The organism is Mesorhizobium sp. M4A.F.Ca.ET.050.02.1.1 (genome assembly GCF_003997725.1).
In the GTDB taxonomy this organism is placed as follows: Bacteria; Pseudomonadota; Alphaproteobacteria; order Rhizobiales; family Rhizobiaceae; genus Mesorhizobium.
In genome coordinates, this window is the sequence record NZ_RZSG01000282.1 from 1 (window position 1) to 6,980 (window position 6,980).

The 6,980-nt window shown below is 62.5% G+C and carries 6 protein-coding genes; 3 read left to right on the top strand and 3 right to left on the bottom strand.

What is annotated here, in order from left to right:
• Nucleotides 1-133: 133 nt before the first annotated feature.
• The 3 genes from mmsB to chvE all read right to left on the bottom strand — a co-directional run bounded on the left by mmsB (nt 134) and on the right by chvE (nt 4,215).
• Nucleotides 134-1,426 (bottom strand): multiple monosaccharide ABC transporter permease, encoded by a 1,293-nt coding sequence (mmsB, locus tag EOA33_RS18785; RefSeq protein ID WP_127406264.1) that lies wholly within the window; start codon nt 1,424-1,426, stop codon nt 134-136.
• Entirely contained in the window at nt 1,423-2,958 is a 1,536-nt protein-coding gene (gene mmsA, locus EOA33_RS18790) for a multiple monosaccharide ABC transporter ATP-binding protein (RefSeq protein WP_127399737.1), read from the bottom strand. The genes mmsB and mmsA overlap by 4 nt, the downstream gene beginning before the upstream one ends.
• Nucleotides 2,959-3,147: 189 nt before the next feature.
• A complete protein-coding gene (chvE, locus tag EOA33_RS18795) occupies nt 3,148-4,215 on the bottom strand; it encodes a multiple monosaccharide ABC transporter substrate-binding protein (RefSeq protein ID WP_126056584.1) in 1,068 nt (355 codons plus the stop codon).
• A 293-nt stretch (nt 4,216-4,508) separates the two neighbouring features.
• Between chvE and EOA33_RS18800 the strand changes: the two genes are divergently transcribed.
• The 3 genes from EOA33_RS18800 (at nt 4,509) to EOA33_RS18805 (ending at nt 6,462) form a co-directional block, all read left to right on the top strand.
• Nucleotides 4,509-5,498 (top strand): LysR family transcriptional regulator, encoded by a 990-nt coding sequence (locus tag EOA33_RS18800; protein WP_127406265.1) that lies wholly within the window; start codon nt 4,509-4,511, stop codon nt 5,496-5,498.
• 205 nt (nt 5,499-5,703) lie between these two features.
• On the top strand, nt 5,704-5,874 hold the full coding sequence (locus tag EOA33_RS39125; protein WP_189375353.1) for a hypothetical protein: 171 nt from the start codon (nt 5,704-5,706) through the stop codon (nt 5,872-5,874).
• 135 nt (nt 5,875-6,009) lie between these two features.
• The gene (locus EOA33_RS18805; protein ID WP_127406266.1) at nt 6,010-6,462 is read left to right on the top strand and encodes a hypothetical protein; all 453 of its coding nucleotides are present in this window, start codon (nt 6,010-6,012) and stop codon (nt 6,460-6,462) included.
• Nucleotides 6,463-6,980: the final 518 nt, after the last annotated feature.

Below are 6,980 nucleotides of genomic sequence, written 5' to 3' on the forward strand. Positions count from 1 at the left end.
ATCTGGACCCGTATGCCTCCTGCTTTCCTCGGCTGGTGCGGTTCAGCTTCGAGCAGCCGGCCGCTCCCAATATATTGTCTCTGCGCAATTCCGGACGGAAAACCGCTATGCAGCTTTCCTGGAATTGCTGCCGTCAGGCCTTGTTCTTGTTGTAGACGTCGAAGATCACCGCGCCGAGCAGCACCAGGCCCTTGACCACCTGCTGCCAGTCGACGTTGACGCCCATGATCGACATGCCGTTGTTCATCACACCCATGATGAAGCCGCCGACCACCGCACCGATGACCTGCCCGACACCGCCCATCGCCGAGGCGCCGCCGATGAACACGGCCGCGATGACGTCGAGCTCGCTGCCGAGGCCGGCCGCCGGCACGGCCTGGCCGAGGCGCGCCGCGATGATCAGGCCGCCGAGCGCCGACAGCACGCCCATGTTGATGAACACCATCAGCGTCAGCCGTTCGGTGTTGATGCCCGACAGTTGCGCCGCCTTGGCGTTGCCGCCCATGGCATAGATGCGGCGGCCGATTGTCATGCGCTTGGTGACGAAGACGAACAGCGAGATCAGCACGCCCATCACCAGCAGCACAACCGGCAGGCCCCTGTAGCTCGCGAACTGGAAGACCAGGAACAGCGCCAACGCGCTGCCGACCAGCGTCTTGATGACGAACAGCGGGAAAGGCTCGGCCTCATAGCCATGACGCTCACGCTTGCGGCGGGCCCGCAGCCCGAAATAGGCATAGGCGAGCACCGCGATCAGTCCGAGCACGATCGTCGTCATGTGCAGCGTAAGCCCGCTGCCGAGGATGGTCTTGCCGGCGGCATTCACCGTCGGCGGGATCAGCGTCAGCGGCCCGATCACGTCCGGAATGAAGCCCGAGCTTAGCGCCTTGAAACTGTCTGGAAGCGGGCCGACCGAGGAGCCGCCGCCCAGCAGGGCCTGGCAGATGCCTCGAAAGATCAGCATGCCCGCCAGCGTCACGATGAAGCTCGGTATCCGGTGATAGGCGATCCAGTAGCCTTGAGCCGCGCCGATGAGGGCGCCCACGATCAGGCACACGATCGAGACCACCAGCGGATTGCTTAATATCCCGAGCGGCCAGATGACCATCATCATCGCCGCCAGCGCCCCGATGAAGCCCGCCACTGAACCGACGCTGAGGTCGATATGGCCGGATACGATCACCAGCAGCATGCCCAGCGCCATCACGATAATGAACGAGTTCTGCTGCACCAGGTTGCTGAGATTGACCGGTTTGAACAGCGTTCCTGATGTCGTGTACTGGAAGAACAGCATGATGACGATCAGCGCGATGATCAGGCCGTATTCGCGCAGGTTCGTCGTCAGCGCCGAGACGGCGACGCGCGGACCCTGCTTGACGTCTTCGGCTGCGCCGCTTTGCGGCGCGGGAGCGCTTTCTGTGCTCATGATGCTTTTTTTCCTTCTCCGCGAACGATGGCGCGCATGATTTTTTCCTGGCTGGCGTCGCTTGCCGCCATTTCGCCGACCATGCGCCCTTCGTTCATGACATAGATGCGGTCGGTGATGCCGAGCAGCTCCGGCATTTCCGACGAGATGACGATGATCGCTTTGCCCTCGGCGGCGAGACGGGCGATGATCGTATAGATTTCGTACTTGGCGCCGACATCGATGCCGCGCGTCGGCTCGTCGAGGATCAGCAGTTCCGGGTCGGCGAACAGCCATTTCGACAGCACCACCTTCTGCTGGTTGCCGCCAGAAAGATTGCCGGTCAGCTGATAAACGCTGGACGCGCGGATGTTCGTCTTCTTGCGATAGTCGTTGGCCACGCTCATTTCGCGCATGTCGTCGATGACGCCGCGGCTCGAAACACCGCCCAAATTGGCCAAAGTCACATTGTGCTTGATATGGTCGATGAGGTTGAGGCCGTAGGTCTTGCGGTCCTCGGTGACATAGGCGATGCGGTTCTCCACCGCCTTGCTCACCGACGAAAGGTCGATCGGCTTGCCTTCGAGCAAAACCTCGCCGGTGATGTGCCGGCCATAGGAACGGCCGAACAGGCTCATCGCGAATTCGGTCCGGCCGGCGCCCATCAGCCCGGCGATGCCAACCACCTCGCCCTTGCGCACATTGAGGTTGACGTTCTTGATCACCTGCCGGTCGGCGTGGATCGGATGGTAGACCGACCAGTCCTTGACCTCGAAGACGACCTCGCCGATCTGCGGCTCGCGCGGCGGATAGCGGTCGTCGAGCGAGCGGCCGACCATCGAGGTGATGATGCGGTCTTCGCTGATGTCTTCCCTGGGCAAGGTCTCGATGGTGCGTCCGTCGCGGATCACCGTGACCTTGTCGGCGACCCGGTTCACCTCGTTCAGCTTGTGCGAGATCAGGATCGAGGTCATGCCCTGCCGCTTGAACTCGAGCAGAAGGTCGAGCAGCGCCTGGCTGTCCTTTTCGCTGAGCGAAGCCGTCGGTTCGTCGAGGATCAGCAGCTTCACTTCCTTGCTCAGCGCCTTGGCGATCTCGACCAGCTGCTGCTTGCCGACGCCGATATTGGTGATCAGCGTCTTGGGGTCTTCCTTGAGCCCGACTTTCTTCAGCAATGCGGCGGTGCGCTTCTCGTTGGCGTTCCAGTCGATGACGCCATAGGTCGCGTGCTCGTTGCCGAGGAAGATGTTTTCCGCGATCGACAGCATCGGCACCAGGGCGAGCTCCTGGTGGATGATGACGATGCCGATATGCTCGCTGTCATGGATGCCCTTGAAGTGGCATTCCTGGCCGCGAAAGACGATCTGTCCCTCATAGGTGCCGGACGGATAGACCCCTGACAGCACCTTCATCAGCGTCGATTTGCCGGCGCCGTTCTCGCCGACGACGGCGTGAATCTCGCCTTCCTCGACGCTGAGGTTGACGTTCGACAGCGCCTTCACGCCGGGGAACGTCTTGGTGATGTCGCGCATCTCCAAAATCGTCGAGGTCATTAGGAATTCCGCTCCCTGGCGCATGCCTTCCGGTTTCGGAAAGCGTCATGCGCGAAATCAACATACTGCAGTCTGGTCCGCGCCGCGACGGTGCATGGCGCTGCAGAAGCCGGCAAAAAACAATACCGGGGTCGCTTCTGAACGAAAAGGGGCCCTGCGTCGCGCAGGACCCCTCCCTTTGAAGCCGGATTACTTCAGCTCGTCGGCCTTGATGTAGCCGGAGTCGACGACCTGCGCCTGGTAGTTCGACTTGTCGACCTCATGCGGCGTCAACAGGATCGAGGGGACGACCTTGACGTCGTTGTTGTAGGTCTTTTCGTCGAGGCCGTCGGGCTTGCCGCCGGAGAGCACCTTGTCGACCAGCTGCACGGTGGCCTTGGCCAGTTCGCGGGTGTCCTTGAACACCGTCGAGTACTGCTCGCCCGAGATGATCAGCTTCACCGAGGCGGTCTCGGCGTCCTGACCGGTCACGATCGGCCAGGGCTGTGCGTCGGTACCGTAACCGACGGCGCGCAGCGAGGCGGTGATGCCGCGCGACAGGCCGTCATAGGGCGACAGAACGCCATCGACGCGGCTGCCGTCCGAGTAGTTGGCCGAGAGCAGGTTGTCCATGCGCGCCTGGGCGGTGGCGGCGAGCCAGCGCAGCGTGCCGACCTTGTCCATGCCGGTCTGGCCGGACTTGATCTTGATCGAGCCGTCGTCGATCAGCGGCTGCAGGACGGAGATCGCGCCATTGTAGAAGAAGAAGGCGTTGTTGTCGTCCGGCGAGCCGCCGAACAGTTCGACGTTCCACGGCTTGGTGTTCGGGAAGCGCTCCTTGAGGCCCTTGACCAGGGAGTTCGCCTGGATCACGCCGACGCCGAAATTGTCGAAGGTGGTGTAGTAGTCGACGTTCGGGGTCTTCTTGATCAGGCGGTCATAGGCGACGACGACGACGCCCGCGTCGTTGGCCTTCTGCAGCGCGTCGGCCATCGTGGTGCCGTCGATCGAGGCGATGATCAGCGCCTTCGGGCCCTTGGTGATTTCGTTTTCCAGCTGGCTGAGCTGGTTCGGGATGTCGTCCTGCGCGTACTGCAGGTCGACGGTGTAGCCGAGAGCCTCGAGCTGCGACTTGACGGCGTCGCCGTCATTGATCCAGCGCTGCGAGGTCTTTGTCGGCATCAGCACGCCGACAAGGCCTTCGCCTGCATGCGCCGGCAGCGTCATGGCCGCGATGCCAAGGGCCGCCACGGCGGCCAGTGTCTTGATGATTTTCACAGTAACTCTCCCTGGTTGATGGACGCGACACCTCGGGGCTTCGCGGGCCGCGCAGGCGAGCAGAAGCGCGAGATGCGCCGCTGTCGTCTATCGATCTCCGGTATCCTCCCAATCGGCCCCGCGGCGCTGATTTCAGTCGACACGATCTCCCTCGTCATCGACCGTCATGCCACGGGACGCGCGAAGGGTGTGTCCCTTTGACATAACTGTCAAATGCGATCTCTGATGGTTGCTATACCGAAACTGGTATATATCAAAAGCCGACGAATGCGTTGCGGGAGCGAAGACAAAGCATGGCGGCATTGGGCAATCCTGTTGGTATTTCAGGTGGATACGACGAGCTGCCTGGAGATGGCGAAACGCTTCTGCGCAGCGGGCTCAGCCTGCGCCATATGCGCATGATCGCAGCCCTTGACGATCACGGCCGGGTAAGCGCCGCGGCCCAGGTGATGAACATATCGCAGCCCGCCGCCTCGCGCATGATTTCGGAAATGGAGGCGGTGCTCGACGTGAAGCTCTGCGAGCGGCTGCCGCGCGGCATCACGCTGACGCCCTACGGCAGGGCGCTGGCCAGGCGCGCGCGCTCGATCCTGCTCGAGATGCGCGAGGCCGACCGCGAGATCTCTGAGCTCAAGGCGGGCAAGGGTGGCTCGGTATTCCTGGGCGCAGTGACGGCGCCGGCGATCGAACTGGCGGTGCCGGCGATCCGCGAGATCCGCCGCCTCTATCCGCGCATCGAGATCACCATGCAGGTCGAGACCTCGAACGTGCTGGCACGCGAGCTGATTGCGTCGCGCCACGATTTCATCATCGCGCGCATTCCCGACGATCTCAATCCGCGTCTGTTCGAATCGCGCGTCATCGGCGTCGAGAAGGCCTGCCTGATCGTGCGCCGAGGCCACCCGCTGAGCAACGGCAAGGCGGTGCGGCTGGAGGAGACCGCCGCCTATGACTGGGTCTTCCAGTCCGGCGGCTCGCCGCTGCGCCAGGCGATGGAGAGCAATTTCCTCAACCGCAACATCGCGCTCCCGGATCGCATCCTCAACACCAGCTCGCTGCTGCTCACCCTGGTCATGGTGGCGCAGTCCGATGCTATCGCGCCGGTGTCGGTGCAGGTGGCGAAATTCATCCAGAATCCCGACGGGCTGGCCGGCGCCATCGATGTCGTCCAGACCGAGTTCGACATCGAGGTCCGGCCCTACAGCCTGATCACGGTGAAGAACCGCGTGCTCTCTCCGGCCGCCAAGATGCTGCACGATTTCATCCTGCGGGAAGTTGGGTGACGGTTGGCTCGGCCGCCGCTAGCGAAGGCGGTACGGCGCCGGACCAAACGGAAGCGCAACCAGTCTCGACGTCAGTTTCGGTCGTGACAGCCGCGCGCTGGCGGCCAGCGATTTCATGCTCGCGCATGTTCAAAACCCAAAATCCACCCTTTACAAATCGGGAGCCCGGATTCCAACGTGAGTGTCGGGGTGGGGCTCTCCATAGATGGCTTTCAAGAAACTGCGTATTCTGCTCGGCTTGAAGGCCGACCCAGACAAAATTCCGGCCCATGCCAGGATCGGCCGATACTCCAAGAGCCGGGACGGGCGCTCGTTCTTCAATTGCACAGAACAGTCGCCGGTCGTGGCGCGCTTCCTGGCGTCTCCTTCGCCGTAGAGCGCCCCCTCTAGGGGTACCGTGCTCGCGCGAGTGTAACAGGCCGATCGGAAGATTGATGAGCGCTGCCTAATGTTAACCATCTTGATGCTAGCGTAGCCGCCCGCGAGACAAACGCGAGAACGAGAACACAGGATGAAAATCGATCTGCTGCCGACAAAGCTTGGATGGGCGTTGAAGACCACGGCGATTGGGCTCGCCGCCATTCTGGCGGCGCTGCCCGCGAAGGCCGAGACGGTCGGCGACAATCACGGTGGCCAGATCGTGAGCTTCGCCCTGCACATTGCCCAATTGCGCGCCGCCGACGAGCCGGTGAGCCTCGAGGGGGCGTGTGACAGCGCCTGCACGCTCTATCTGTCGCTGCCCGTCGAGCAGCTTTGCGTGACCCCTCAGGCATCCTTCGGCTTCCATCTGCCCTACGGCGTCGGCGCTCGGCAGAACGCGGTCGCCGCCAATTACCTTATATCGCAATATCCTGACTGGGTGCGGCAATGGATCGATGAGCATGGCGGCCTGACGCACACCATAGTGCGGATGGAAGCCGACGAGGCGGCAAAGCACCTTCCGCTTTGCGGCGTGCTGGCATGAAAGGTGCGGCATCCATCCGCACCTGACCGGACTGCGCGGTCCCGGCAGGTGCAGGAAGGCGCCATCTGATCGATTGATTCCGGCTGAAGCGGGTAGCAGGTTTGTTGCCGGCCGGTCCTGCATGCCCGCTCTCGAAACCGCCATTCACAAGAGAGTCTCTATCGCCCTGGTAATTCGCAGGGTGAGGGAACTGACCGGGACGGCAGCCGAAGAAGCGCTAGAAGCCACTTTGCGCTCAATACGGTGGGTGACACCACCAGAAGGCCTCGGCTTCCTCTTTGGGTGTCATCGGACGTGACTCCCATGAGTCCGTTCTGGCTATGTAGTGCTTCCAAATGGGCCTGCCGTCCACGCCGGTTCCTTCGTGCCAGTCGGTAAACCCCATCAGCGGCAACAGGACTTGTCGGATCGAGCGAAGCCGCAGTGCCGCCGTGCGCATGGGAAAGGCCTCCCTCCTAGTACTTCCGCCGCAGCGTTGCCAAGCCGATTTCCAGCGGCCCGGCGGCCAAGGGCGGGGG

Bases quoted from the DNA above. Each gene is read 5' to 3' on its own strand.
- mmsB (WP_127406264.1), bottom strand. From the start codon at position 1,426: ATGAGCACAGAAAGCGCTCCCGCGCCGCAAAGCGGCGCAGCCGAAGAC.
- mmsA (WP_127399737.1), bottom strand. From the start codon at position 2,958: ATGACCTCGACGATTTTGGAGATGCGCGACATCACCAAGACGTTCCCC.
- EOA33_RS18800 (WP_127406265.1), top strand. From the start codon at position 4,509: ATGGCGGCATTGGGCAATCCTGTTGGTATTTCAGGTGGATACGACGAG.
- EOA33_RS39125 (WP_189375353.1), top strand. From the start codon at position 5,704: ATGGCTTTCAAGAAACTGCGTATTCTGCTCGGCTTGAAGGCCGACCCA.
- EOA33_RS18805 (WP_127406266.1), top strand. From the start codon at position 6,010: ATGAAAATCGATCTGCTGCCGACAAAGCTTGGATGGGCGTTGAAGACC.